Here is a 24,174-nt window from a genome sequence, read left to right on the forward strand (position 1 = left end):
CATCGCTTTGCCACAAACATTCAATCTGCTTCACATAAATATTTTCTTAAATGTTTACTTGGTGAAATTGCCTGACTATTATTAGGCCACTCACCCTGTCAATCAGCGTTCTACATAAGGTAGTCCACATGTCCCTGATCAACGAATACCGCGCCACCGAAGAAGCAATCAAAGAGCTGCAAGCCCGTTTGAAGAACCTGTCCCAAGACGACAAGCTGCAAACCGAGCTGGAATTCGAAGGCAAACTGCGCACCCTGATGGGTGAATACTCCAAATCCCTGCGTGACATCATCGCGCTGCTGGATCCAGAGTCGAAAGTTAAAGCGCCGCGCGGCGCTGTAAAAACTACCGGCACCAAGCGTGCTCGCAAAGTCAAGCAATACAAAAACCCGCACAACGGCGAAGTGATTGAAACCAAAGGTGGCAACCACAAAACTCTGAAAGAGTGGAAAGCCAAGTGGGGCGGTGACGTAGTTGAAGGTTGGGCGACTCTGCTGGGCTAAGCCTGGTCGGACGTTCACCCGATACGCTACACATTAAAAACGCCAGCTTGCTGGCGTTTTTTATTGTCTGAATACTCAGCAATTACCGGCCTACAGGCTCAGGCGGGCCGCTAAAGAATCGGCATACTCCTGCCATTGATCCAGCACCTGGCACTGAAATGAGGTGGCACTAAGCGCCAACTCCTCGCGCGCCTGCTTAAATGCCATCAGGGTATTCGGTGCTCCCCACTGCGGATCTGACAAACGTTGCCGACAGAAAAGTCTCCAGCGTTGTTGTTCCTCTGTATTCAAGGTTTCAGGGAAGTTACGTGCGCGATAGCGAAATAATAATTCCGGCAAACGATGATCATCGAACGGCCACGATTGATGTGCTAATTGGGCGGGCTCTGCCATGCGAACTTGTTCACATAACCGGCGATCCCGATCGCCAATAAAACCATCGTAGAGCTGCTGCTCCGGGTCTGCATTCGAGGCAAAGTCTTCCTCGGCGTAAATGGCCGCCAACTTGTCGCGCCAAACTTCCTGTGCGTCAGTTAGCCGCAGCGCCCGCGCCTGATAGGTGTTCATATCCAGTTGCAGACGCTCGCGGTCTTGCGCACGCAACACCTTCAACGGTGCTACCACCGGGCAGCGGTTGATATGCAACAACTTGAGGGGCACCGGCAGTTCACCGTCCGCCAACTCATCACGGCGCGTATAGAGGCGCTCGCGCAAGGTCTGTGCATCCAGGTCCAACAACCCCTGTGGGTCGAGCCCAAGGTCGCAGACGATCAACGCATTGCGGTTGCGCGGGTGCCAGGCCAGGGGCAAGACCACGCCCAGGTAATGGCGCTCGGCGGAAAAACGCCCGGAGATATGCACCATTGGTTGCAACAACCGCACCTCATCCATAACTCGCTGCTTGCTGCGCAGTTGAAATAACCACTCGTACAGCCTGGGCTGCTTTTGCCGAACCAATCGCGCCAGGGCGATGGTTGCACGTACATCCGATAACGCATCGTGTGCCTGACCATGGTCGATACCATTGGCGTGGGTCAGCCGCTCCAGCTTGAGCGTCACGCGCCCGTCCTGCTCAGGCCAGATAATGCCCTCCGGCCGCAGCGCATAGGCAGTGCGCATCACGTCGATCAAATCCCAACGGCTGTTACCGCCCTGCCACTCGCGCGCGTAAGGGTCGAAAAAATTGCGGTACAGGCTGTAGCGCGTCATTTCATCGTCAAACCGCAGCGTGTTGTAACCGGCGCCGCAGGTGCCTGGCGCGGCCAACTCGGCGTGCACCCGGGTCATGAAGTCGGCTTCGGCAAGGCCCTTCTGTGCCAGGACGCCTGGCGTGATACCGGTGATCGCGCACGCAGCCGGATGGGGCAGAATATCGTCGCCGGGCTGACAATAAAGATTGATCGGCGCACCGACCTCGTTGAGTTCGAGATCGGTGCGAATACCGGCTACCTGGAGCGGGCGATCGTTGCGCGGGTTGATACCGGTGGTTTCATAGTCGTACCAGAAAATCGAGGTCACGGGCTATTCCTGTGCTGAAGACCGACAAAGTCTAGGCGCTGCAAGGTGCCTGGGGCCAGCGATACCTTTACTGTATAAATATCCAGCAAAACCTTGAGTGGTTGCTTCCAGCGTCGACACTGCTAGCATCCGTGTCTCCTAACCACTTTGCACTGCCAGGGATCGCAATGCCGCCAGCTCCTTTGGATACCCATTACCAAATCGAGACCCCGGAGGGGATCGACCTGCCCTTGCGCCCTGCCGGCCTGCCATCCCGGGCATTGGCTTTTGCATTCGACCTGGGTGTGCGTGGCATCATCATGGGCATCCTGCTGGTGCCCCTGGCGCTGCTGGGCAATATTGGCATCGGGCTGGGGTCGCTGCTGCTGTTCCTGGTGAGCTGGTGGTACATGGTGCTGTTTGAAGTGCTCAACCAGGGCTGCTCGCCGGGCAAGCAGGTCATGGGCCTGCGGGTGGTGCAGGATGACGGCACCCCGATTGGCTGGTCGGCGTCGCTGATCCGCAACCTGCTGCGCTTTGTCGACATGCTGCCTTTTGGTTATTTCCTCGGTGCGATCAGTTGCCTGCAACACCCGCACTTCAAGCGTCTGGGCGATCTGGCCGCCGGTACACTGGTGGTCTACCGCGAACTACCGCTGGTGCGCCCGCGTATCCCTCAAGCCGCCGCGCTGCGGCTGCCCTTTGCACTGGAGTTGAGCGAACAGCGGGCCATCCTCGGTTTTGCCGAGCGCCAGGCCGAGCTGTCTGCCGAACGCGTTCATGAACTGGCGGCGATCCTCGCCACGCCCCTGCAAGTGCCTCCGGCACGCGCCGTGGAGCAACTCAACGGTGTGGCCCGTGGCTTATTGGGGCCGACATGAAGCAGAGTCTTTTTGAAAGCCGCCACCAGCAGCAATGGCAAACCTTCGCGCAGCAACTTGAGCAGTTGGAGCAAGGCAAAGCCAAGGCTGGCGGAGTGGCTGACTTCCCTCACCAGTATCGACGCCTGTGCCAACACCTGGCCCTGGCCCAACAGCGTGGCTACAGCAGCTACCTGGTAGACCGGCTGCAGCAACTGGCGCTGCGCGGCCATCAACAGTTGTATCGTCATCGCAGCCAACTGGCGGCCAAGATGCTGGCGTTCCTGCTCGCCGATTTCCCATGCCTGGTACGCGAACAGTGGCGCTTCGTACTGATCGCCGGTCTGCTGTTCTTCGGCAGCCTGGTGGGCATTGCACTGCTGGTCTACCTGTTCCCCGACCTGATCTACAGCATCGTCAGCGCCCAACAGGTGGCCGAGATGCAGGGCATGTACGACCCCGCCGCCAGTCGTCTGGGGCGCGCTGCCGAGCGTGCAGCCAGCGAGGACTGGATGATGTTTGGCTATTACGTGATGCACAACATCGGCATCGCCTTCCAGACGTTTGCCGCCGGCCTGTTGTTTGGCCTGGGCAGCGTGTTCTTCCTGATTTTCAACGGCTTGGTCATCGGCGCTGTCTCAGGGCACCTGACCGACATTGGCTATGGTCAAACCTTCTGGTCATTCGTCATCGGTCATGGCGCATTCGAATTGAGCGCCATTGCGCTGGCCGGTGCCGCGGGTTTGCAATTGGGTTGGTCACTGATCGCTCCCGGGCGGCTGGCACGCAGCGAGGCCTTGCGCCTGGCAGCCCACAAAAGTGTGCGGATACTCTGCGGCGTCATGGTGTTTCTGCTGATCGCGGCGTTCATCGAAGCCTATTGGTCCTCCACCACCCACATCGAGCCCTGGCTCAAATACCTGGTAGGCACCGCGCTCTGGCTGCTGGTGGCCGTTTATCTGATCTTCGCCGGACGGACTCGCCATGCGCCTGACTGACGCCAGCGTGGTGATTCGCCCGCGTACTTCCTGGGAAGCCATGGACCTGGGCGTACTGATGGCCAGGGAACATCGTTTGCTGCTGATGGGCAGTTGGGCAATGGTGAGCCTGCCGGTGTTTATCTCGCTGACCGTGCTGCTGTGGAATTACCCGTCGCTGGCCATGTTTCTGTTCTGGTGGCTCAAGCCGGCCTTTGACCGCTTGCCGCTGTACATTCTTTCCAAAGCCCTGTTTGGCGAGCCCCCCCGTCTCAAACAGGCCGTTCGCCAGTGGCCGCAACTGCTCAAGGGCCAACTGTTCGCCAGCCTGACCTGGCGACGCCTGAGCATGAGCCGCAGCTTTACGTTGCCGGTAGGTCAACTTGAAGGCCTCGAGGGTCAGGCGCGGCAACAGCGCCTGGGGATATTGCTGCAACGTAACGCTGGTGCCGCCCGCTGGCTGACCATTATCGGCGTACACCTGGAAATCGGCCTGTGGTTCGGCGCCATGGCGCTGTTCTATTTATTCATCCCGCAGCAGCTGGAAATGGATTGGGACTGGCAACGCCTGGCACTGGCAACCAGCCCGAACGTGCTGTGGCTGGAGCACCTGGGCAATGCCTTTTACGCGCTGATCCTGGTGTTCTGGGAACCCATCTACGTTGCCTGTGGTTTCAGCCTGTACCTCAATCGTCGTACGGCTCTGGAAGCCTGGGACCTGGAGTTGGTATTGCGCCGTTTGCGTCAGCGCCTGAGCAGTGCTGCGTCGCTGTTGTTGCTGGTCGTCGGGCTGACGCTCATACCGTTCAGCCCACCCGCCATGGCCGATGAATCAACGGGCCATAAGCCACTCAATACCCAGGCTGCCAGTCAGTCCATCAAGGCACTGCTGGACAAGCCGCCCTTCAAGAATCCGGAAACCGTCACCCGTTATCGGTTTGGTGAAGAAAAAACACCGGTTAAAAGCACAGCCCGTGGCGACGGTAAATTACCTGGTTGGCTCCAGGCCTTACTCGACAACCTCAACAGCGATACCTTCAAGCCCCTCGCCAAAACCCTGGAAATACTATTGTGGAGCCTGGTGATTGGTGGGCTGGCCCTGGTGGTGTGGCGTTACCGTGAGTGGCTACGCACCTTTGTCAGCCGCAGCCGGCGCGCCCGCCCTGCGACCGCCACACCTACCCCCGCTCAGTTGTTCGGGCTTGAGCTGGGGCTCGATACATTGCCGCAAGACATCGCCAGCGCCGCCGAACAACTATGGCCCACTCAGCCAAGGCAAGCCCTTGGCCTGCTGTATCGCGGCCTGCTCAGCCGGCTGCTGCATGAATTCGACCTGCCGCTCAAAAGCGCCGACACCGAAGGCCAGGTGCTGGAGCGCGTTCGACACTTGCAACAACCGCAGTTGCTGGCGTTCAGTGATGAACTGACGCGTCACTGGCAAAACCTCGCCTATGGTCATCGCCTGCCGCCCTCCTCGACCCAACAAAAGCTGTGCAGCGATTGGCGCGCCCTGTTCAATGACGGAGCCAGCCAATGAACCGGCCATTATTGTGGGTGGCGCTGCTGCTGGTGTGCCTGCTGGGCATGGGTGGCTTGTACGCCTGGCACAAGGCAATCCCCTATGACGAAGTGGTGGATCGCGGCCCATCGCCGGATGCACTCGCCAATCCTTATCTGGCCGCCGAGCATTTCCTGCACCAACAAGGCCTGGTGGTGGAACGCGCCAACGGCCTTGAACGGCTCGCGGACCTACCCGCCAAAGGTCATAGCCTGTTGCTGCTGGGGGAACGCAGCAGCATGACCCCGCGCCAGGTCGAGCAACTGCTGGGCTGGACAAACGCCGGCGGGCACTTGCTGCTGGTCGCCGAGGCATTGTGGGACGAGGAGACCAGCAAGAGCGGCGACCTGCTGCTTGATCGCCTTGATATCCACCAGGCTTTGAGCGAAACCTTCGACGAATCGGCGCCTGCCCGTAAACAGCCTGCAGCAGACCTGACCAGGCTTTATGTCGACAACGAAACCGCCCCGGCGTATTTCAGTTTTGACACCGACTTCAACCTCATCGACCCCAAACACCTGGCGCAGTTTTCCGCCAACAGCGCCCATTCAAGCCACCTGATGCAACTCAACCTGGGGCACGGCCGCGTCACTGTGATTACCGATAGCGACCTGTGGAAAACCCCGAGCATCGGCCAACACGATAACGCCTGGTTACTGTGGTACCTGACCCAGGAGACTGACGTCACCTTGCTGTTCAACAGTGAAACGGACGATCTGTTTACCCTGTTGATTCGATATTTCCCACAGGCCCTCGTCGCCCTTGCGGCACTGGTTGCCCTGGCGCTATGGCAGGCCGCCTTGCGCCAGGGCCCGATCCAGGCACCGGCGCCCAAGGCACGTCGGCAGCTCCAGGAACATTTGAAGGCCAGCGCCGATTTCCTGCTGCGCCGCAGCGGCCAGGGCACCTTGCTGCAAGCCTTGCAGCACGACATCCTGCGCGCCGCCCGGCGACGCCATCCAGGCTTTGAGCATCTCGATACAGCAGAGCAGTGGCAGGTGCTGGAACACCTGACGCGACAACCCCCTCACATCATCAGCCAGGCACTCGAACCACTGACGCAGAAACGGCTCTCCAGCGCCGACTTCAGCCGACAGGTTGCGTGCCTGCAAACCCTCAGGAACCAATGAGCGACTCTCCAATGGCCACCGCCCTGACCACCGAGAACCTGCAACGTGCCAGCCAGCAAGCCCAGGCCCTGCGTGTGGAATTGCGCAAGGCAGTGATTGGCCAGGATCAGGTGATTGACGATGTGCTCACCGCCTTGATCGCAGGCGGCCATGTACTGCTCGAAGGCGTACCCGGGCTCGGCAAGACCTTGCTGGTACGTGCCCTGGCCCGATGCTTTGGCGGTGATTTCGCCCGTATCCAGTTCACCCCGGACCTGATGCCCAGCGATGTCACCGGCCACGCCGTGTACGACCTGCAGACCGAACAGTTCAAACTGCGCAAGGGGCCATTGTTTACCCACCTGTTGCTGGCCGACGAAATCAATCGCGCCCCGGCCAAGACCCAGGCAGCGTTGCTCGAAGCCATGCAGGAACGCCAAGTCACCCTTGAGGGCGAGGCATTGCCCATCGGCGAGCCGTTCATGGTGCTGGCGACCCAGAACCCCATCGAGCAGGAAGGCACCTACCCGTTGCCCGAGGCCGAGTTGGACCGGTTCATGCTCAAGGTCCGCATGGACTACCCCGACGCCCAACAAGAACTGGACATGGTCCGCGAAGTGACGCGCTCATCCAGGGCAGACATGCTGGATGTGCAGCCGTTGCGCACTGTGCTGCAGGCCGAGGATGTGGTGCTGATGCAGCAGATCGCCAGTGACGTGCCCCTGGATGAACAGGTGCTCGATTACGCTGTGCGCCTGGCGCGCGCCACACGCAGTTGGCCAGGACTGACCATCGGTGCCGGGCCCAGGGCCTCTATCGCCCTGGTACGCGGCGGCCGGGCTCGGGCGCTGTTGCGTGGTGCAGAATTCGTGACACCCGATGACATCAAGGGCTGTGCCCTGGCAGTGCTGCGGCATAGGGTACGCATCGCGCCGGAACTGGACATCGACGGCCTGGAGGTGGATCAGGTGCTCAAGCAGTTGCTGGATCAAGTAGCGGCGCCAAGGCAATGACACGCCCATGAAACCGACCCGTCTGCTCCTGATCTGGTTGGGTGTGCTGCTTGGCCTGAACACCTTGTTGGGCGCTTCGGTCGCGTTGCAGCTCAAGGTACCTGAAACCTTGTATTCAGTGGCCTGGGGCCTGCTGCTGGCTTTGCTGCTGCTGGCGCTGCTGGATGCCGTACGCTTGCACCGTCGCCCCACGGCGCGCGTCCACAGGAAACTGCCCGGCAGCCTGGCGCTGGGGCGCTGGGAAGAAGTGCGCCTGTGTCTGGAGCACGACTTTCCTCAGCCACTGACCGTGCAGGTATTCGATCACGTGCCCGATGGCCTGAGTGTGGATAACCTGCCTCAATCCATTGAATTGCGCCCCGGCGAGCGCGGCGAGTTGGGCTATCGCGTTCGTCCCTTGCGACGCGGGCATTTCAGCTTCAGTCGCTGCGAACTTTGGCTGCCCAGCCCATTGGGGCTGTGGTCGGCACGGCGATGCATCGAAACCCACGACGCCACCCGGGTCTACCCGGATTTCGCCCGCTTGTATGGCGCGCAGTTGCTGGGTGTGGATAACTGGCTGAGCCAGTTGGGCGTGCGCCAACATCAACGCCGGGGATTAGGCCTGGAATTTCATCAACTGCGCGAGTTTCGTGAAGGCGACAGCCTGCGCCAGATCGACTGGAAAGCCACCGCCCGTCAACGCACACCGATCGCCCGGGAATACCAGGACGAGCGCGACCAGCAAATCGTATTCATGCTCGATTGCGGCCAGCGCATGCGCAGCCAGGATGCCGAGCTATCTCATTTCGACCACGCCCTCAACGCCTGCCTGCTCTTGAGCTACGTCGCCCTGAGACAGGGCGACGCCGTGGGGTTGTGCACCTTTGCCAGCGACCAACCGCGCTACCTGAAGCCGGTCAAGGGCAGTGGCCAGTTGAACACTTTGCTCAATGCTGTCTACGATCTGGAGGCCACCCGAAACACCGCCGACTATGAGGCTGCCGCCCATCAATTGCTGGCACGCCAAAAACGCCGGGCACTGGTGATCATCATTACCAACCTGCGGGACGAGGATGATGAAGCGCTGATGAGCGCCGTCAAACGAATCGGTAGGCAACACCGCGTACTGGTAGCCAGCCTGCGAGAGGAAATCCTCGATCAACTGCGCCAGGCCCCTGTGCAAACATTGCCCGAAGCACTGGCCTACAGTGGCACCGTCGATTACCTCAACAGCCGAAACCAACTCCATGATCGCTTGAGCGCTCATGGGCTTTCAGTATTGGACACGTTGCCTTCAGAAATGGGCGCCACGCTGGTGACGCGCTACCTGGGATGGAAAAAAGCCGGGGTTTTCTAACTGCTGTGTTCAGACGGAGGCCTGTTGAGGATCAAAGCTGAAGTACTGCAACAGGGCATCAATCAATTGCCTGTACTCTTCGGATGCATTCTGCACCCGGAACCCGGAGTCATAGTGCTGAGGATTGACATCCTCATGACTCCATAAACAGGTCGCTGTGAGATCAATCGTCTGAAATTCGCCTTGTGCCGTTGGTACTTTCAGGCACAGCTCAAAATCCACATTGATCATCATGGGTAATTGGCTGATCAACATCAGCCCGTTTTCAGACACATTGCCCAAAAAACCTATTGGTTTGTCGGTGATACGGTTGAACACCTGCAAAAAGTAAGGCAATTGATGCCGTTCGATCCGTCGCGCAGTAAACATGATGAAAGTCGCCATCCAATAGCCAAGAGTCTGACTGTGCCAGTGATTCGGAACGAGCAACCGCTCGCTCTCCCTGGATCCCGGTTTGACAACAGGTACCGCTTGTCACCAGACAGCTGCCGAATCCGGGCCTTGCATCCGTTCGAATGAAAACCTATACAAACAGACCTCCAAAGAATAGCCCAAGACTGGCAACGGGCCAGCTATGAAATGACAAATATCATTACAACGACGCGGGCCGTGGTTTTACGGCGCTCCCGCCCTGGTAATGCCCCAACTGCTGCAAGGTATCGAGCCGGGCGCGAGCGCGGTAGGCATACTCGCTCGACGGGTATTGGCTGATGATGAACTGATAGGTTTGTGCGGCATCGACAAACAGTTTCTGCCGCTCCAGGCACTGCCCGCGCAACATCGAAACCTCCGGTTGCACATAGCGACGGGTACGGCTTTCGCGATCGACCTGGGACAACTCCAGGGTGACACGTGCGCAGTCGCCCACCCCATAGGCACGGTAGGCGTTGTTCAAGTGGTGGTCCATCGACCAGCGGGTACAGCCGACAACACTGACGGCCAGGGCAGCAACAAGCAAAATTCGCATGGGGGTTCTCCTGTCTTGTGCAGTGTATCGACCCCCGGGCGAAAATCTTCAAGGCTGTTTGCCCATCCAACTGCAGCAAAAACAAAGGCAATCGTCGATAAGTAGTGCAAACGAACAATGACTACAACGAAAGAGCATAGTAGCCTTCCCCAGCGCTTGAACTCAGGAGTCTGTGCATGTCCGTCCGTCGTACCAAAATCGTCGCCACCCTTGGCCCGGCCAGCAACTCGCCGGAAGTCCTCGAACAGCTGATTCTGGCTGGTTTGGACGTCGCCCGTCTGAACTTCTCCCACGGCACCCCGGACGAGCACAAGGCTCGCGCCAAGCTGGTGCGTGACCTTGCCGCCAAGCATGGCCGCTTCGTCGCATTGCTGGGTGACCTGCAAGGCCCGAAAATCCGTATCGCCAAATTCGCCAACAAGCGGATCGAGCTGAAGATCGGTGACAAGTTCACCTTCTCCACCAGCCACCCGCTGACCGAAGGCACCCAGGACGTTGTCGGTATCGACTACCCCGACCTGGTCAAGGATTGCGGCGTCGGTGACGAACTGCTGCTGGACGACGGTCGCGTGGTCATGCGCGTCGACACTGCGACCCCGACCGAGCTGCACTGCACCGTGATCATCGGTGGCCCGCTGTCCGACCATAAAGGCATCAACCGCCGCGGTGGCGGCCTGACAGCGCCGGCCCTGACTGAAAAAGACAAGGCCGACATCAAGCTCGCCGCCGAAATGGAAGTCGACTACCTCGCGGTGTCCTTCCCTCGCGACGCCGCCGACATGGAATACGCCCGTAAACTGCGCGACGAAGCCGGCGGTACCGCCTGGCTGGTAGCGAAGATCGAACGTGCCGAAGCCGTGGCCGACGACGAAACCCTCGACGGTCTGATCAAGGCATCCGACGCCGTGATGGTTGCCCGTGGCGACCTGGGTGTGGAAATCGGTGACGCCGAGCTGATCGGTATCCAGAAGAAGATCATCCTGCACGCACGCCGCCACAACAAGGCCGTGATCGTCGCGACCCAGATGATGGAGTCGATGATCCAGAACCCGATGCCGACCCGCGCCGAAGTGTCCGACGTGGCCAACGCCGTGCTCGACTACACCGACGCCGTGATGCTCTCGGCTGAAAGTGCCGCCGGCCCGTACCCGCTGGAAGCCGTCCAGGCCATGGCACGCATCTGCGTCGGCGCCGAAAAGCACCCGACCAGCAAGACCTCCAGCCACCGCATTGGCAAGGTCTTCGAAAGCTGCGACCAGAGCATCGCCCTGGCAGCCATGTACACCGCCAACCACTTCCCGGGCGTTAAAGCGATCATCGCCTTGACCGAAAGTGGCTACACGCCGTTGATCATGTCGCGCATTCGCTCCTCGGTGCCAATCTACGCGTTCACCCCGCACCGCGAAGCCCAGGCCCGCGCAGCCATGTTCCGTGGCGTATACACCATCCCGTTCGACCCGGCGTCGCTGGCACCGAACGAAGTCAGCCAGAAGGCTATCGACGAATTGGTCAAGCGCGGCGTCGTGGAGAAAGGCGACTGGGTCATCCTGACCAAGGGCGACAGCTACCACACCACCGGTGGCACCAATGGCATGAAGATCCTGCATGTGGGCGACCCACAGGTCTGAGTGACAGGCTGAAAAATTAAAAGCCCCGCCATGAGAATGGCGGGGCTTTTTGCATTTCAAATACCGGCTCAGGTGTTAAACCGTCGGGCCTCATCGGGAGCAAGCCCCCTCTCACAGTTAATCGCGTACACCCGCAAAGCCTGTACTCGACAGTCAGCACTCAACCACGGGGCAGGAACACATCGGCCAACAGTTGATTACGCGGCAGCCCCGCCAGAAACAAGCGCTTGGAAAAGGCTTCGACACTGGCAGGATGCCCGCAGACCAAGGCCAGGGTTTGTCGCGAAGCAAGCCGCAGTTGCCCCAATGCCTGGGCCAACTCATCTGCAGTCCATAACTCCACCACAAGGTTCTGATGCTGCGCGGTCAGCGCCGCCAGGGGTTCGGCCAGGTAGTGAGCCTGGGCATCATGGGCCAGGTGAATGACGCGGATGGCACCCTGGTGATCCTGGCGCAGCGCTTCGCGCAATACCCCCCACAACGGACCCAGCCCAGTGCCGGAGGCCAGCAGCCACAAGGGCCGGGCTTGCCAGTCAGGGTCGTAGTGCAACGCCCCGCCGCGCAACTCGCCCAAGCGTAACGGCTCACCGACCTTGAAGTGGCGAGCAGCATCGCTGAATTCCCCGGGTTGACGGCAATCGATATGAAACTCCAGGTACGGGTCCTGCTGGGGCACGCTCGCCAGGGAATAGGGGCGTGCCACCTGCCCTGCCCACAACACCAGATGCTGCCCGGCGCGGTACCGCAGGCCACGCTCGGGTTGAAGGCGCAGGCGCAGCACCGTCGGACTCAGCCAATCGGCACCCTCCACCCGCGCAGGCAGGCCATCACGCAACGGATCAAACGCCTCGACCCTCAGATCAGCGCTGATCCGGCACTGACACGCCAGGCGCCACCCGTCCTGGCGTTGCGCCGAGCTCAGCGCGTCAGGCTGCTGGTCGTCGACTTCGCCCTGGCAACGCACCAGGCACGCATGGCAACTGCCGGCCCGGCAACTGTAGGGCACGGCCACACCTGCCTGATTCAAGGCATCCAGCAGGTTGCTGCCGGTGGTGACCGGCCAGTGGCGTTCGCCGACGTACAGTTCAGGCATATCAGGGTCTCAAGCATAAGGAGCGCGCACAGGGAATCATGCCTGCGACAGTTTGACCATAGTCGGGTGTATCGGCCACCGTGCCGGGTTATACTGCCGCGCCTTTTTAGCGTCGCGCCTGCACCACTTTGGCGTGCCTTGGAAAGGTGGGCTCAGCCGACCGATGCAGCACTGAACCCACCTTTATTGAATGTTCCCTTATAGAGGAGCGCGACTCATGACCGTGATCAAGCAAGACGACCTGATTCAGAGCGTTGCCGACGCCCTGCAATTCATTTCCTACTACCACCCCGTTGATTTCATCCAGGCCATGCACGAAGCCTACCTGCGCGAAGAATCGCCGGCGGCCCGTGACTCCATCGCCCAGATCCTGATCAACTCGCGCATGTGTGCCACCGGCCATCGCCCGATCTGCCAGGACACCGGTATCGTCACCGTGTTCGTGCGCGTAGGCATGGATGTGCGCTGGGACGGCGCCACCATGGGCCTGGACGACATGATCAACGAAGGCGTGCGTCGCGCCTACAACCTGCCGGAAAACGTTCTGCGTGCCTCGATCCTCGCCGACCCGGCAGGCGCGCGCAAGAACACCAAGGACAACACCCCTGCGGTGATCCACTACTCCATCGTCCCGGGTAACACCGTGGAAGTGGACGTGGCGGCCAAGGGCGGCGGCTCCGAAAACAAGTCGAAAATGGCTATGCTCAACCCGTCCGACTCGATCGTCGACTGGGTGCTCAAGACCGTTCCGACCATGGGTGCCGGCTGGTGCCCACCAGGTATGCTCGGCATCGGCATCGGCGGCACTGCCGAGAAAGCCGCGGTAATGGCCAAGGAAGTGTTGATGGAATCCATCGACATCCACGAGCTGAAAAAGCGCGGCCCGCAGAACCGTATCGAAGAGATGCGCCTGGAGCTGTTCGAGAAGGTCAACCAACTGGGCATCGGCGCCCAGGGCCTGGGTGGCCTGACCACCGTGCTCGACGTGAAGATCATGGACTACCCGACTCACGCCGCGTCCCTGCCGGTGTGCATGATCCCCAACTGCGCCGCCACCCGTCACGCGCACTTCGTGCTCGACGGTTCGGGCCCGGCGTCGCTGGAAGCGCCATCGCTGGACGCCTACCCGGAAATCGTCTGGGAAGCCGGCCCATCGGCCCGCCGCGTCAACCTCGATACCCTGACCCCGGAAGAAGTGCAGAGCTGGAAGCCGGGCGAAACCGTATTGCTCAACGGCAAGATGCTCACCGGTCGCGACGCGGCGCACAAGCGCATGGTCGAGATGCTGAACAAGGGCGAAACCCTGCCGGTGGACCTCAAGGGCCGCTTTATCTACTACGTCGGCCCGGTTGATCCGGTGCGCGAGGAAGTGGTTGGCCCAGCGGGCCCGACCACCGCGACGCGGATGGACAAGTTCACCCGTCAGATCCTCGAGCAGACCGGCCTGTTGGGCATGATCGGCAAGTCCGAGCGCGGCCCTACCGCTATCGAAGCGATCAAGGACCACAAGGCCGTGTACCTGATGGCCGTGGGCGGCGCCGCCTACCTGGTGGCCCAAGCGATCAAGAAGTCCCGCGTGGTGGCGTTCGCCGAGCTGGGCATGGAAGCCATCTACGAGTTCGACGTGAAAGACATGCCGGTCACCGTTGCAGTCGATAGCAACGGCGAATCGGTACACATCACCGGTCCTGCCATCTGGCAGAAAAAGATCAGTGAGAGCCTGGCGGTGGAAGTGCAGTAAGCGCTTTCTCCACAAGCATAAAGGCGACTGCGGCCCATGGCCCAGTCGCCTTTTTTATACCTGAAGCGATTGCCATGGCGAACTCTGTCAAATGTGGGAGCTGGCTTGCCTGCGATGACATCAATTCGGTGTGACTGAAGCACCGAGGTGTCTGCATCGCAGGCAAGCCAGCTCCCACACAAGCTCGTTCGCCACAAGATCCAGACAGCTCATGCTATGGTGCTCGCCCCTCACTGTGCCTGCTCATCATCGTATGATCGTGATCCCTCGCCCTCTGCGTCTGACGTTTTACTCGTTGCTGATCATCGCCGGCGCAGTGCTGGCCGCCGCCTTGGCCACCCGCCATGCCGAGCGCCAGGCCCTGGTGGATGAAGCCGCTCGAGCCAATCAACAGCTGGCGTTGTATGCCAACTCGCTGCATACCTTGATCGAACGCTACCGCGCCCTCCCCGCCGTGCTGGCGCTGGATTCGGAAATGATCAGCGCGCTGAAGGGCCCACTCGATAGCGCCACCCAGGATGTACTCAATCGCAAGCTCGAACGCATCAACGGCGCCGCCCAGTCCTCCACGCTGGAGCTGATGGACCGCACCGGCCTGGCGGTGGCCGCCAGCAACTGGAATTTGCCCAGCAGCTATGTCGGCCACAATTACGCGTTCCGTCCGTATTTCAGCCAGACCTTGAGCCAAGGCACCGGGCGCTTTTACGCGGTGGGGGTGACGACCGGCATTCCGGGGTATTTCCTGTCCAGCGCGGTGGTCGATGAACACGAGCAGTTCCTCGGCGCCATGGTGGTCAAGCTGGAGTTTCCCGAACTGGAACGCGAATGGGCTCAGGGCAATGACTTGCTGCTGGTCAGCGATGCACGCGGCATTGTGTTTATCGCCAACCAGCCGGGCTGGCGTTATCGCAACCTGCGGCCGCTATCAGAGAGTGACCTGGCGGAACTCAAGGCCACTCGCCAATACGACAAGAAGCAGCTGCAACCATTGGAGACTCAGACCCTGCAGCGCTTCGACGACAACAGCCACCTGATGCGCGTCAACGGCCCGGACGGCAGCGCCAACTACATCTGGGAATCCCTGCCGCTGAAAGCCGAAGGCTGGACCCTGCACCTGCTGCGCAAACCGCAGTTCCCGTTTGAAGACCAACGCAATGCCGGCCTCGCCGCCGCCGGGTCCTGGCTGGCGCTGGTGTTTCTTGTGCTGTTCCTGAGTCAACGCTGGCGCCTGGCTCGTCTTCGCCAACGCAGCCGCGAAGAACTCGAACACTTGGTAGAAGAACGCACCCAGGCCCTGCGCACCGCCCAGGATGGCCTGGTTCAATCAGCCAAACTGGCGGCGCTGGGGCAGATGTCCGCCGCCCTTGCCCATGAGATCAATCAACCGCTGACCGCACAACGTATGCAGCTGGCCACCCTGCGGCTGTTGCTCGACCATGGCCGTGTGGACGACGCCTACAAGGCGCTCACGCCGTTGGATGACATGCTGACGCGCATGGCCGCGCTGACCGGCCACCTCAAGACCTTCGCACGCAAAAGCCCCAGCGGCCTGCGCGAACGCCTGGATCTGGCCACCGTGGTCGACCAGTCCCTGCACCTGCTTGACGCGCGCCTACGCGATGAGGCCATCGGCGTGGTGCTGGACCTGGCCCGCCCGGCTTGGGTACGCGGCGATGCGATTCGCTTGGAACAGGTGCTGATCAACCTGCTGCGCAACGCCCTGGATGCCATGGCCGACAAGCCGCGCAAACGCCTGGAAATCCGTCTGCACGCCGATCAGCAGCTGTGGCAGTTGAGCGTCAGCGACAGCGGTGGCGGGATTGCCGAAGAACATTTGAACAACGTATTCGACCCGTTCTTCACCACCAAACCGGTGGGTGACGGGCTCGGCTTGGGCCTGGCGGTGTCCTACGCTATCGTGCATGAATTGGGCGGGCGCCTGATCGCCGGCAATCGTGGCGACGGCGCAGTCTTTACCCTGACCCTGCCCGTCGCGCTGGAGACACCTGACCTATGTTGAACGCAGTGATTGTGGTGGATGACGAAGCCAGCATTCGTACGGCCGTCGAGCAGTGGCTGAGCCTGTCGGGGTTTGACGTTCAGTTGTACAGCCGTGCCGAGGAATGCCTGGCGCACCTGCCGAAGGACTTCCCCGGGGTGATCTTGAGCGATGTGCGTATGCCCGGGCTCAGTGGCCTTGAATTGCTGGCCGAGGTACAGCGGCGCGATGCTGACTTGCCGGTGATTTTGCTCACCGGCCATGGTGACGTGCCGATGGCCGTCGAAGCCATGCGCGACGGCGCCTACGACTTCCTGGAAAAACCCTTCAGCCCGGATGCCCTGCTCAACAGCCTGCGTCGGGCGCTGGACAAGCGCGGCCTGATCCTGGAAAACCGTCGCCTGCACCAACAGGCCGATCACCGTGCACAACTGGAATCCAGCTTGTTGGGGGTGTCCAAGGGCCTGCAAACCCTGCGTCGCCAGGTGCTGGACCTGGCGACACTGCCGGTCAATGTGTTGATCCGTGGCGAGACCGGCAGCGGTAAAGAACTGGTTGCCCGCTGCCTGCATGATTTCGGCCCACGAGCCAAAAAGCCGTTTGTGGCGCTCAATTGCGCGGCTATCCCCGAGCAATTATTTGAAGCCGAGCTGTTCGGCCACGAAAGCGGCGCCTTCACCGGCGCCCAGGGCAAGCGTATCGGCAAGCTGGAGTACGCCCATGGCGGCACCGTGTTCCTCGACGAAATTGAAAGCATGCCCCTGGCGCAACAGGTAAAACTGCTGCGCGTGTTGCAAGAGCAGAAGTTGGAGCGATTGGGTTCCAACCAGAGCATCAATGTCGACCTGCGCATCATCGCCGCTACCAAGCCGGACCTGCTCGAAGAAGCACGCGCCGGGCGTTTTCGCGAGGACCTGGCTTATCGCCTGAACGTCGCACAACTGCGCCTGCCGCCCCTGCGCGAGCGTCGCGAAGACATTCCGTTGTTGTATGAGCATTTCGCCCAAAGCGCTGCCGAACGTTTGGGCCGCCATCTTGAGCCATTGAGTGGGCCGCAGCTGAGTCGCCTGCTCAGCCATGACTGGCCGGGCAACGTACGTGAACTGGCCAACGTCGCCGAGCGCCAGGTGCTGGGGCTTGGAGAGCCTGAACCTGAAGGTATTGAACCTGGGCAATCGCTGGCCGCGCAGCAGGAGGCTTTCGAGGCGCATTGCCTGAAAGCCGCGCTGACCCGGCATAAAGGCGATATCAAAGCGGTGCTGGCCGAGCTGCAACTGCCGCGTCGGACCTTTAATGAAAAGATGCAGCGGCATGGGCTGGTGCGGGAAATGTTCCTCTGATCCTGCTTATGTAGCTCGCGAAGGGTCCAGCAGCCATAAGCGGATTTCCGCTCACCCCGCAAAAATAATCGGCAACTTTCCGCTCAAAAAAACCTCGCAACCCTTCTATTCCGGGCCTTCATCCACTTGGCACAGCTTCTGCTATAGCCCAAGCCAGGCAGTGCTCAAGCACGCTCCATAAAAACAACTAGATGAAGGATCCTTCAATGGATAACTCCAACTCCCTGCCTCTGGGATCGGCGTCTGCGCCGGCAAAAGAACGCACCACTTCCAGCCGCATCAAGTCGATCTTCAGTGGATCGGTCGGCAACATGGTCGAGTGGTACGACTGGTACGTCTACGCCGCCTTCTCGCTGTACTTCGCCAAGACGTTCTTCCCCAAAGGCGACACCACCGCCCAACTGCTCAACACCGCCGCGATCTTCGCCGTGGGCTTCCTGATGCGCCCTATCGGTGGTTGGCTGATGGGCCTGTATGCCGACAAGGTCGGGCGTAAAAAAGCCCTGATGGCCTCGGTCTACCTGATGTGCTTCGGCTCGCTGCTGATTGCCCTGAGCCCTGGCTATGAACTCATCGGTATCGGTGCGCCGATCCTGCTGGTGTTTGCCCGTTTGCTGCAGGGCCTGTCGGTCGGTGGCGAATACGGCACTTCCGCCACTTACCTCAGCGAGATGGCGACCAAGGAACGTCGTGGTTTCTACTCCAGCTTCCAATACGTGACCCTGATCTCCGGCCAACTCATCGCGCTGGCGGTGCTGATCGTGCTGCAACAACTGCTGACTACCGAACAGTTGTACGCATGGGGCTGGCGTATCCCGTTCGCCATCGGCGCCTTGTGTGCAGTGGTCGCGCTCTATCTGCGTCGTGGCATGGAAGAAACCGAGTCGTTCACCAAGAAGGAAAAGGCCAAGGAAAGCGCAATGCGCACCTTGATGCGCCACCCCAAGGAACTGATGACCGTGGTCGGCCTGACCATGGGCGGCACCCTGGCGTTCTACACCTACACCACCTATATGCAGAAATACCTGGTGAACACGGTCGGCATGAGCATCTCCGACTCCACCACCATTTCGGCAGCCACGCTGTTTCTGTTCATGTGCCTGCAGCCGATCATCGGCGGGCTTTCGGATAAAGTCGGTCGTCGCCCGATCCTGATTGCCTTCGGTGTCCTGGGTACCCTGTTCACCGTGCCGATCCTCACCACCCTGCACACCATCCAGAGCTGGTGGGGCGCGTTCTTCCTGATCATGGCAGCGCTGATCATCGTCAGCGGCTATACCTCGATCAACGCCGTGGTGAAAGCCGAACTGTTCCCCACCGAAATCCGCGCCCTGGGCGTGGGCCTGCCGTATGCGCTGACGGTGTCGATCTTCGGCGGTACCGCTGAATACATCGCGCTGTGGTTCAAGAGCATCGGTATGGAAACTGGCTACTACTGGTACGTGACCGCGTGTATCGCAGTGTCGCTGATGGTCTACGTGACCATGAAAGACACCCGCAAGCACTCGCGGATTACCACGGACTAAAAAATGTGGGAGGGGACAACCCCCCTCCCACATTGGATATGATGTGGGCCCCAGAATCGAGAGCAGAACAGGTCATGTCCGACGATATTCACTTCTACGAACCCGCCAACGGCCACGGCCTGCCCCATGACCCGTTCAATGCCATCGTCGGCCCACGCCCGATTGGCTGGATCTCCTCGCACGACAGCGAAGGCCGCCTGAACCTGGCGCCTTACAGCTTCTTCAATGCATTCAACTACATCCCACCGATCATTGGGTTTTCCAGCGTGGGGCGCAAAGACAGCTTGAATAACATTGAGCAGACCGGCGAGTTTGTGTGGAACCTGGCCACTCGCCCGTTGGCCGAGCAGATGAACCAGAGTTGCGCGGCGGTCTCACCGGATGTGAATGAATTCGAGTTGTCCGGCCTGACGCCGGTGGCTTCGAAAGTCGTCGCTGTACCCCGCGTCGGCGAGAGCCCGGTGTCGTTTGAATGCAAAGTGACGCAGATCATCCAACTGCAACGCGCCGACAAGGAGCTGGTGCCGAGTTGGCTGGTACTGGGCGAAGTGGTTGCGGTGCACATCGCCGAGTGGTTACTAAAGGATGGGATCTACGACACTGCTGCCGCCGAGCCGATTTTGCGCGGCGGCGGCCCGGCGGATTACTTCCAGTTGGGGCCGCAAGCGCTGTTCAAGATGTACCGCCCAGGCGCCACAAAACCCTGACTGACATACAGTCAAATTGTGGGAGGGGGCTTGCTCCCGATGGCTATGTATCAGCTAAAAATTTGCTGGCTGATACACCGCTATAGGGAGCAAGCCCCCTCCCACATTTGATCGGCAGCGTTCGTTAGTTGGAAGCCGTTGCCCAAGTCAGTTGACCTTCCGCGTCCACGTCGACCAGGTCCTCTAGCTGCACAGTGGCCGCATCATCGGCATCCGAAGCCGTCTTGAACTTCTGCCCGTCAAGGATCTTGTGGAACTTGGGGGCGCCCATGCCATCCAGTGCCTTGACGGCGATGGCAGCGCTATAGCCACCCTCTTCTTCACGCATCAAGGCGGAAACGGCTTCGTGGTGGGCAAATTGTTTACGTGCCATGTTGCAGGTCCTGGCCAATGGAAAAGTCGGCCATTGTAAACCGGTTCAACCGGCCAGTTGCAGGTACTCGCCGTAGGCGTTGACGGCAGATGCATCGGTGAAGGTCTGGAAGTCCATGCTGCGCACGACCATGTCGTTGAGCAACTCCGTAAAAATCATCAAGGTCGGTGAGCTGAAGTAGGCACTCATGGCCTCCTCGCTGCTCCAAAAACCTGATACCAGCCATATATCAGGATCGACCTGGGAATGCTGCAACGAAAATTGCAGGCAACCTGGGGCTTGGCGGCCCGGTTCGATCAAACTGCTCAAGCGTGCACCGAGTTCGGTGCTGCACCCGCTACGGGCGCGGATAAAGGCCATGTGGCTCGCGGGAATGGGGGTGGACATGTTCGACTCTCCCGTTGAGAAGTGATGCTCGGCAAGCACGGTGAGGGTGTGTTGCCACAGGATCAAAGATAGCGGCCCGGCTGTGGATGCGGTTAGTCGATTCCTGCAGGCTTATTGCACAATCCTGCGAGAAACATAGAGAGGACATTTGGCCCCCGGGATTTATTCCATGCACCGGCCCAGTGTTTCAGGGAGATGACAGGCGGCCTGCTTGCCTGATTCACTACCTATCGCAGGATCAGGCAAGGATCCTGCAGAATCGACGTAACACTTTTTGAAAAGCTGCCGCTAAGCTGAGCCCATCAAAGCAGCGTGTAGAGGACGCCCCATGTCGTCGCCCGAACCAAAGCCCATCCCCGTCGATGCCGAGATGGAGAAACAACGCGCCGAGCTGGCCAGTATCGTGCACCGCCACACCTGGGAAGATGGCTCCTACGGCACGGCGATCACCTCGCTGTATCTGAACCGCCACAACACGCCACGGGATTTCATGCCGGTGCTGGTGGAACCTGCGCTGTGCATCCTCGCCAGCGGCAGCAAGGAAGTGCGCCTGGCCGACGAAATCTTTGCCTACGACCCGCTCAATTATCTGGTGTTCTCGGTCGCCATGCCGGTAGCCGGCAGAATCATCGATGCCACCCCGCAAGACCCCAACCTGTCGGTCCGCATCAATATCGATCCGGCCCAGCTCACCGCGCTGATTGCCGAAGCCGGGCCTATGGGGGTGCCGTCGCGTCCCACCTCTCGCGGCATGTATGTGGACCGCATCGACACCCCGTTGCTCGACGCCGTGCTGCGCCTGGCCCGCCTGCTGGACACGCCCAAAGACATCGCCATGCTCGCGCCGTTGATCAACCGTGAAATTCTCTATCGCTTGCTGCGGGGCCCACAGGGTTATCGCCTGTATGAAATTGCCGTGGCCAACAGCCAGAGCCATCGCGTCAGCCAGGCGATCAAGTGGTTGAACGGCAACTACGAACAACCGTTGCGCATCGACGACCTGGCCAAGGAAGTGAACCTGAGCGTCTCGACCTTGCACCATCGCTTCAAGGCGATTACAGCCATGAGCCCGCTGCAGTACCAGAAGCAGCTGCGCTTGCAGGAAGCCCGGCGCTTGATGATTGCCGAAGGACTGGAAGCCTCGGCCGCGGGGTATCGGGTGGGGTATGAAAGCCCGTCGCAATTCAGCCGGGAATACAGTCGGTTGTTTGGAGCGCCACCGCTGCGCGACCTGGCCCGGTTGCGCCAAAGCATCTGATGTACGCAGCTCAGGTGTTTGTTAGTCCAAGGTTCTTGGTAGTTGCAGGGTGACGCGCAGGCCGCCTTCGCGCAGGTTCTGCAAACTCACTTCACCCCCATGGCTATGGGCAATGTTGCGCGCGATCCCCAGCCCCAGGCCATACCCCTGCTGCTGGCCGGCCAGGCGAAAGTGCGGTTCGAACACCTGCTCCAGACGCTGCTCCGGCACACCGGGGCCTTCGTCATCCACATGCAGGACGAACTGCACACCATCGTCCTCGATATGCAGATGCGCGTTCTGCCCGTACTTCAAGGCGTTGTCGATCAGGTTACCGATGCAACGCTTGAGCGCCAGCGGCTTGCCCGGGTAGGCCGCCAGGGCCGCGCCTTCAAGGGTTACCCGCCCGTTGCCGTTGGGCGCCAGGTACGGTTCCACCAGGCATTCGAGTACATGATTGAGGTCAACCGGCTGGATGTTTTCGTGGATGTCGGTGTCTTTCACGCATTGCAGCGCGCCTTTGACCAGCAGTTCCAGCTCATCCAGGTCGCGGCCGAATTTGGTTTGCAGGTTCTCGTCTTCGAGCAATTCCACACGCAACCGCAGGCGGGTAATCGGGGTGCGCAAGTCGTGGGAAATTGCGCTGAACAACTGGCTGCGTTCGGTCAGGTAACGGCTGATGCGTTCGCGCATTGCGTTGAATGCGCGGCCCACCTCCACCACTTCACTGCCGCCGCCTTCGGCCACCGGTTCTACATCGGCGCCCAGCGACATATCCCGCGCCGCCCGCGCCAGGCGCTTGAGCGGCCGGCTTTGCCAATGCACCAGCAAACCGATAAACAGCAGCAAAAAACCACTGGTCAGCACGATAAACCACACCTGCTGGGACGGCAGGCCCTGTTCTTCAAGGCTGGTGTACGGCTCTGGCAACAGCGAGGCGATGTACAGCCATTCGCCGGGAGCCAGTTGAATCTGGGTGACCAATACCGGTGGGTTAACCGGCTCCAGGGTTAACGCGTAATGGGCCCAGGAGCGTGGCAGTTCGTCGAGCTTGAGGCCGGCATTGAAGATGCGCAGGTCTTCGGCGCTGACGAACTCCACCGAGATATGTACATCGGCGCCCAGGGTTTGGCGTAGCACCTCATCGACCGCCTCCAGCACCGCTTGCTTGCGTGGCGTCTGCGGCAGGATCGCCATATCCAGCGGGCGATCATTGAGGGTCACTACAAAGCGGGTACCGCCCATGCTGCGCAACTGATCAAGGACCAAAGGTCGATAGGCCACCGGCAGCGAACGGAAATAACTCACGCTGGCGGTCATCGAGTGCGCCAGGCTGCGGGCGCTGGTCACCAGGCCCTCAAGCTGGGTGGCGCGCAATTGCGACACCCAGATCACGCTGGACAGCGCCTGGGCGAACAGCACGGCGAGCAAGGTCAGCAGCAACATGCGCCCCAGCAGCGAGCGTGGCACCGGAAAGCGGCGGCGGCGCTCGGTCAAAGGTTCAGTGGGCATTGCCGGCAACCACGCTGGCTGCCAGTTGATAACCGCTGCCGCGCACGGTGCGGATCAGCCTCGGGGGTTTTTCGGTATCGCGCAGGCGTTGGCGCAGACGGCTGACGGCCATATCGACGATACGGTCAAGCGGCATCAGGTCACGGCCACGGGTAGCGTTGCCGATAGTGTCGCGGTCGAGGATCTGTTGCGGGTGATCAAGAAACAACTTGAGCAAGGCAAAGTCCGCGCCGGAAAGGATGACCTCTTCGCCATCAACGTGAAACAAGCGGTGGCTGATCATGTCCAGGCGCCATTCATCGAAGACCAGCACATCACCGCCAGTGCTGCGCTCCTGGCCGAATTGGCAACGGCGCAGCAGTGCCTTGATCCGCGCCTGCAACTCGCGAGGGCTGAACGGTTTGCCGATATAGTCGTCAGCGCCCAGTTCCAGGCCGATCACACGGTCGGCTTCGTCGGAACTGGCGGTGAGCATGATGATCGGTACCTGCGCCTGGCGCGGGTGCTGGCGGATCCAGCGGCACAGACTGAACCCGTCTTCATCCGGCAACATCACATCGAGGATGACCAGGTCGCACGGCGCCTCGTTCATCGCCTGGCGGAACCCCGCACCATCGGCCACGCCACGGACCTGGAAGCCGGCGCGACTGAGGTAGGTTTGCAGCAATTCGCGGATCTCCTGATCGTCGTCGACGAGGAGAATGGATTTACTGATTACGCTCACGGGGGCCTCCTTGTTGTTATGGGGTGTTCTGTAGGGCCTCATCAGGGGCAAGCCCCCTCCCACATTTGCCTGCATTCCAGAGTT

The 24,174-nt window shown here is 60.4% G+C and carries 22 protein-coding genes; 14 read left to right on the forward strand and 8 right to left on the reverse strand.

Features of this window, described 5'->3' with window-relative positions; all coding sequences use genetic code 11:
* Positions 1 to 128: 128 nt before the first annotated feature.
* Positions 129 to 503: a histone-like nucleoid-structuring protein MvaT gene (mvaT, locus tag LJX92_RS21120; protein ID WP_005790963.1), complete on the forward strand. Its 375-nt coding sequence runs from the start codon at positions 129 to 131 to the stop codon at positions 501 to 503.
* Positions 504 to 593: 90 nt separating this feature from the next.
* Here mvaT and sbcB read toward each other — a convergent pair whose 3' ends face one another.
* Complete coding sequence (gene sbcB, locus LJX92_RS21125; RefSeq protein ID WP_032879684.1) at positions 594 to 2,021, reverse strand: exodeoxyribonuclease I; 1,428 nt, start codon at positions 2,019 to 2,021, stop codon at positions 594 to 596.
* 167 nt (positions 2,022 to 2,188) lie between these two features.
* Here sbcB and LJX92_RS21130 point away from each other — a divergent pair, with 167 nt between their 5' ends.
* Genes LJX92_RS21130 through LJX92_RS21155 form a run of 6 tightly spaced genes read left to right on the forward strand, consistent with a single transcriptional unit; the run spans position 2,189 to position 8,856 of the window.
* Positions 2,189 to 2,881 carry an RDD family protein gene (locus tag LJX92_RS21130; RefSeq protein ID WP_032879683.1) on the forward strand — a complete coding sequence of 231 codons (693 nt, stop codon included), beginning with the start codon at positions 2,189 to 2,191 and terminating at the stop codon, positions 2,879 to 2,881.
* Positions 2,878 to 3,858: a stage II sporulation protein M gene (locus LJX92_RS21135; RefSeq protein ID WP_148852635.1), complete on the forward strand. Its 981-nt coding sequence runs from the start codon at positions 2,878 to 2,880 to the stop codon at positions 3,856 to 3,858. Before LJX92_RS21130 ends, LJX92_RS21135 begins: the two co-directional genes overlap by 4 nt.
* Positions 3,845 to 5,374, forward strand: a complete 1,530-nt coding sequence (locus tag LJX92_RS21140; RefSeq protein WP_032879680.1) for a DUF4129 domain-containing protein — start codon at positions 3,845 to 3,847, stop codon at positions 5,372 to 5,374. The genes LJX92_RS21135 and LJX92_RS21140 overlap by 14 nt, the downstream gene beginning before the upstream one ends.
* On the forward strand, positions 5,371 to 6,525 hold the full coding sequence (locus LJX92_RS21145) for a DUF4350 domain-containing protein (protein WP_228308915.1): 1,155 nt from the start codon (positions 5,371 to 5,373) through the stop codon (positions 6,523 to 6,525). The genes LJX92_RS21140 and LJX92_RS21145 overlap by 4 nt, the downstream gene beginning before the upstream one ends.
* The gene (locus LJX92_RS21150; RefSeq protein WP_050549392.1) at positions 6,522 to 7,517 is read left to right on the forward strand and encodes an AAA family ATPase; all 996 of its coding nucleotides are present in this window, start codon (positions 6,522 to 6,524) and stop codon (positions 7,515 to 7,517) included. The genes LJX92_RS21145 and LJX92_RS21150 overlap by 4 nt, the downstream gene beginning before the upstream one ends.
* 7 nt (positions 7,518 to 7,524) lie before the next feature.
* The gene (locus tag LJX92_RS21155; protein ID WP_228308916.1) at positions 7,525 to 8,856 is read left to right on the forward strand and encodes a DUF58 domain-containing protein; all 1,332 of its coding nucleotides are present in this window, start codon (positions 7,525 to 7,527) and stop codon (positions 8,854 to 8,856) included.
* 9 nt (positions 8,857 to 8,865) lie between these two features.
* On the opposite strand, the gene LJX92_RS21160 is transcribed toward LJX92_RS21155, so the two are convergent.
* Both LJX92_RS21160 and LJX92_RS21165 read right to left on the reverse strand, forming a co-directional pair.
* Positions 8,866 to 9,225 carry a PilZ domain-containing protein gene (locus LJX92_RS21160; RefSeq protein ID WP_032881230.1) on the reverse strand — a complete coding sequence of 120 codons (360 nt, stop codon included), beginning with the start codon at positions 9,223 to 9,225 and terminating at the stop codon, positions 8,866 to 8,868.
* A gap of 223 nt (positions 9,226 to 9,448) precedes the next feature.
* Positions 9,449 to 9,823 (reverse strand): tetratricopeptide repeat protein, encoded by a 375-nt coding sequence (locus LJX92_RS21165; RefSeq protein ID WP_005790974.1) that lies wholly within the window; start codon positions 9,821 to 9,823, stop codon positions 9,449 to 9,451.
* Positions 9,824 to 9,999: 176 nt separating this feature from the next.
* On the opposite strand from LJX92_RS21165, the gene pyk reads away from it, so the two are divergent.
* On the forward strand, positions 10,000 to 11,451 hold the full coding sequence (gene pyk, locus LJX92_RS21170; protein ID WP_005790976.1) for a pyruvate kinase: 1,452 nt from the start codon (positions 10,000 to 10,002) through the stop codon (positions 11,449 to 11,451).
* 160 nt (positions 11,452 to 11,611) lie between these two features.
* On the opposite strand, the gene LJX92_RS21175 is transcribed toward pyk, so the two are convergent.
* Entirely contained in the window at positions 11,612 to 12,544 is a 933-nt protein-coding gene (locus LJX92_RS21175) for an iron-sulfur-binding ferredoxin reductase (protein WP_078822206.1), read from the reverse strand.
* Positions 12,545 to 12,761: 217 nt separating this feature from the next.
* Here LJX92_RS21175 and LJX92_RS21180 point away from each other — a divergent pair, with 217 nt between their 5' ends.
* The 5 genes from LJX92_RS21180 to LJX92_RS21200 all read left to right on the forward strand — a co-directional run bounded on the left by LJX92_RS21180 (position 12,762) and on the right by LJX92_RS21200 (position 19,857).
* Positions 12,762 to 14,285, forward strand: a complete 1,524-nt coding sequence (locus tag LJX92_RS21180) for a fumarate hydratase (RefSeq protein WP_032879675.1) — start codon at positions 12,762 to 12,764, stop codon at positions 14,283 to 14,285.
* Positions 14,286 to 14,538: 253 nt separating this feature from the next.
* Positions 14,539 to 16,305: an ATP-binding protein gene (locus LJX92_RS21185; protein ID WP_148852639.1), complete on the forward strand. Its 1,767-nt coding sequence runs from the start codon at positions 14,539 to 14,541 to the stop codon at positions 16,303 to 16,305.
* Entirely contained in the window at positions 16,299 to 17,624 is a 1,326-nt protein-coding gene (locus tag LJX92_RS21190; RefSeq protein ID WP_032879673.1) for a sigma-54-dependent transcriptional regulator, read from the forward strand. Before LJX92_RS21185 ends, LJX92_RS21190 begins: the two co-directional genes overlap by 7 nt.
* 206 nt (positions 17,625 to 17,830) lie before the next feature.
* On the forward strand, positions 17,831 to 19,150 hold the full coding sequence (locus tag LJX92_RS21195) for an MFS transporter (RefSeq protein WP_005790985.1): 1,320 nt from the start codon (positions 17,831 to 17,833) through the stop codon (positions 19,148 to 19,150).
* Positions 19,151 to 19,224: 74 nt separating this feature from the next.
* Positions 19,225 to 19,857 carry a flavin reductase family protein gene (locus tag LJX92_RS21200; protein ID WP_228308917.1) on the forward strand — a complete coding sequence of 211 codons (633 nt, stop codon included), beginning with the start codon at positions 19,225 to 19,227 and terminating at the stop codon, positions 19,855 to 19,857.
* Positions 19,858 to 19,981: 124 nt separating this feature from the next.
* On the opposite strand, the gene LJX92_RS21205 is transcribed toward LJX92_RS21200, so the two are convergent.
* Together LJX92_RS21205 and LJX92_RS21210 are read right to left on the reverse strand one after the other, a co-directional pair.
* The gene (locus LJX92_RS21205) at positions 19,982 to 20,230 is read right to left on the reverse strand and encodes a hypothetical protein (RefSeq protein ID WP_078822210.1); all 249 of its coding nucleotides are present in this window, start codon (positions 20,228 to 20,230) and stop codon (positions 19,982 to 19,984) included.
* A 45-nt stretch (positions 20,231 to 20,275) separates the two neighbouring features.
* Positions 20,276 to 20,617 carry an antibiotic biosynthesis monooxygenase family protein gene (locus LJX92_RS21210; RefSeq protein ID WP_032879670.1) on the reverse strand — a complete coding sequence of 114 codons (342 nt, stop codon included), beginning with the start codon at positions 20,615 to 20,617 and terminating at the stop codon, positions 20,276 to 20,278.
* 328 nt (positions 20,618 to 20,945) lie between these two features.
* Between LJX92_RS21210 and LJX92_RS21215 the strand changes: the two genes are divergently transcribed.
* Positions 20,946 to 21,875, forward strand: coding sequence for an AraC family transcriptional regulator (locus LJX92_RS21215; protein WP_032879669.1), 930 nt, complete (start codon positions 20,946 to 20,948; stop codon positions 21,873 to 21,875).
* A 21-nt stretch (positions 21,876 to 21,896) separates the two neighbouring features.
* On the opposite strand, the gene LJX92_RS21220 is transcribed toward LJX92_RS21215, so the two are convergent.
* Positions 21,897 to 23,324: an ATP-binding protein gene (locus LJX92_RS21220; protein ID WP_201772885.1), complete on the reverse strand. Its 1,428-nt coding sequence runs from the start codon at positions 23,322 to 23,324 to the stop codon at positions 21,897 to 21,899.
* 31 nt (positions 23,325 to 23,355) lie between these two features.
* Positions 23,356 to 24,090: a response regulator gene (locus tag LJX92_RS21225; RefSeq protein ID WP_005790997.1), complete on the reverse strand. Its 735-nt coding sequence runs from the start codon at positions 24,088 to 24,090 to the stop codon at positions 23,356 to 23,358.
* Positions 24,091 to 24,174 lie beyond the last annotated feature (84 nt).

Source organism: Pseudomonas sp. HN8-3 (genome assembly GCF_020790195.1).
GTDB lineage: Bacteria > Pseudomonadota > Gammaproteobacteria > Pseudomonadales > Pseudomonadaceae > Aquipseudomonas > Aquipseudomonas synxantha_A.

Coding starts and splice junctions, on each gene's coding strand:
- LJX92_RS21195 (WP_005790985.1), top strand. CDS start 17,831: ATGGATAACTCCAACTCCCTGCCTCTGGGATCGGCGTCTGCGCCGGCA.
- LJX92_RS21200 (WP_228308917.1), top strand. CDS start 19,225: ATGTCCGACGATATTCACTTCTACGAACCCGCCAACGGCCACGGCCTG.
- LJX92_RS21130 (WP_032879683.1), top strand. CDS start 2,189: ATGCCGCCAGCTCCTTTGGATACCCATTACCAAATCGAGACCCCGGAG.
- LJX92_RS21160 (WP_032881230.1), bottom strand. CDS start 9,225: ATGTTTACTGCGCGACGGATCGAACGGCATCAATTGCCTTACTTTTTG.
- LJX92_RS21165 (WP_005790974.1), bottom strand. CDS start 9,823: ATGCGAATTTTGCTTGTTGCTGCCCTGGCCGTCAGTGTTGTCGGCTGT.
- LJX92_RS21190 (WP_032879673.1), top strand. CDS start 16,299: ATGTTGAACGCAGTGATTGTGGTGGATGACGAAGCCAGCATTCGTACG.
- LJX92_RS21135 (WP_148852635.1), top strand. CDS start 2,878: ATGAAGCAGAGTCTTTTTGAAAGCCGCCACCAGCAGCAATGGCAAACC.
- LJX92_RS21205 (WP_078822210.1), bottom strand. CDS start 20,230: ATGGCACGTAAACAATTTGCCCACCACGAAGCCGTTTCCGCCTTGATG.
- LJX92_RS21180 (WP_032879675.1), top strand. CDS start 12,762: ATGACCGTGATCAAGCAAGACGACCTGATTCAGAGCGTTGCCGACGCC.
- LJX92_RS21210 (WP_032879670.1), bottom strand. CDS start 20,617: ATGTCCACCCCCATTCCCGCGAGCCACATGGCCTTTATCCGCGCCCGT.
- pyk (WP_005790976.1), top strand. CDS start 10,000: ATGTCCGTCCGTCGTACCAAAATCGTCGCCACCCTTGGCCCGGCCAGC.
- LJX92_RS21175 (WP_078822206.1), bottom strand. CDS start 12,544: ATGCCTGAACTGTACGTCGGCGAACGCCACTGGCCGGTCACCACCGGC.
- LJX92_RS21155 (WP_228308916.1), top strand. CDS start 7,525: ATGAAACCGACCCGTCTGCTCCTGATCTGGTTGGGTGTGCTGCTTGGC.
- mvaT (WP_005790963.1), top strand. CDS start 129: ATGTCCCTGATCAACGAATACCGCGCCACCGAAGAAGCAATCAAAGAG.
- LJX92_RS21215 (WP_032879669.1), top strand. CDS start 20,946: ATGTCGTCGCCCGAACCAAAGCCCATCCCCGTCGATGCCGAGATGGAG.
- LJX92_RS21150 (WP_050549392.1), top strand. CDS start 6,522: ATGAGCGACTCTCCAATGGCCACCGCCCTGACCACCGAGAACCTGCAA.
- LJX92_RS21140 (WP_032879680.1), top strand. CDS start 3,845: ATGCGCCTGACTGACGCCAGCGTGGTGATTCGCCCGCGTACTTCCTGG.
- LJX92_RS21185 (WP_148852639.1), top strand. CDS start 14,539: ATGATCGTGATCCCTCGCCCTCTGCGTCTGACGTTTTACTCGTTGCTG.
- LJX92_RS21145 (WP_228308915.1), top strand. CDS start 5,371: ATGAACCGGCCATTATTGTGGGTGGCGCTGCTGCTGGTGTGCCTGCTG.